The organism is Streptomyces sp. NPDC002779 (assembly GCF_042888685.1).
Classification (GTDB): Bacteria; Actinomycetota; Actinomycetes; order Streptomycetales; family Streptomycetaceae; genus Streptomyces.
This window is the reverse complement of record NZ_JBIAQC010000085.1, coordinates 1-1,331: the sequence shown is the minus strand read 5'-3', so window position 1 is coordinate 1,331 and position 1,331 is coordinate 1. Positions and strand designations below refer to the sequence as shown.

Genomic DNA, 1,331 nt, shown 5'->3' with positions numbered 1-1,331 from the left:
CTAGTGTCATGCGCCAGAAATCCTGTTGGTTAGTAAGTACCCTGTTGTCATGTCGCATTCGGGGCCTTCTGCTGTGGCGATCACGTTGTCCGAGGCCGAGCGCGCGGAGTTGGTGCGCCGGACGGAAATGCCGCACCGGCGCTCGGCCGAGAAGGCCCGCATCATCCTGGCGTGCGCTGAGGGGATGTCGAACGCGGGTGTCGCACGGCTTGTCGGTGTCCAGGCCAAAACGGTCGGCAAGTGGCGTCGGGCATTCGCCGCAGAGCGGATGGCTGGGCTTGAGGACGCCGGCTGGATCGGCCGGCCGAAGGCTGACCTGATCCTCGACGATGTCGAGCGCAGACAGCTGCAGCAGTGGGCTCGGCAGGCCAAGACCGCCCAGTTTCTCGCGTTGCGGGCCAAGATCGTGCTGCGCTGCGCGGAGGGAGGAACGAACCAGCAGGCCGCGGCCGACCTCGGCATCGACAGGTCGACCGTGGACCGCTGGCGGGCCCGGTTCATCGCGAAACGCCTCGATGGTCTGCACGACGAGCCGCGCTCGGGCCGGCCGCCCTCGATCCTCCTCGACCAGGTCGAGGAGGTCGTCGTGGCCACCCTGGAGTCGGTCCCGGGCCAGGACACCCACTGGTCACGGGCCTCGATGGCCCAGCGCACCGGCCTGTCGAAGTCGACGATCGGGCGGATCTGGAAGCGGTTTGACCTCAAGCCCCACCTGCAGGACTCCTTCAAACTGTCCACCGATCTGCAGTTCGTCGCCAAGGTCGTCGACGTTGTCGGCCTGTATCACCACCCGCCCGAGAAGGCGGTCGTCCTCTGCGTGGATGAGAAGAGCCAGATCCAGGCGCTGGACCGCTCGCAGCCGGTGCTACCGATGATGCCGGGCATGCCCGAACGCCGCACTCACGACTACCTTCGGCACGGCATCACCAGCCTGTTCGCCGCCTTCAACATCGCCGACGGCACCGTCATATCGGCACTGCACCGCCGCCACCGAGCGATCGAGTTCAAGAAGTTCCTGATCCGGATCGACAAGGCGGTGCCCGCCGGCCTCGACGTCCACCTCGTCTGCGACAACTACGCCACTCACAACACCGCCGACATCAGGACGTGGCTGAGCAAACACCCCCGCTTCCACGTCCATTTCACCCCCACCGGCTCCTCATGGATGAACCAGGTGGAGCGATGGTTCGGCATTCTGACCGACAAGCTCATCCGCCGCGGCGTCCACACCTCCGTGAAAGCGCTGGAGGACGACATCACTGCGTGGATCCACACTTGGAACGAGAATCCGCGGCCCTTCACCTGGACCAAGACAGCCGACGAGATCCTCA

Annotated in this window: 1 protein-coding gene; it reads left to right on the top strand. The window is 65.4% G+C overall.

The window, feature by feature from the left end; all coding sequences use genetic code 11:
- Window positions 1–49 precede the first annotated feature (49 nt).
- On the top strand, window positions 50–1,331 hold a 1,282-nt coding region (locus ACFYW5_RS37980), incomplete at its 3' end, for an IS630 family transposase (RefSeq protein ID WP_389421698.1).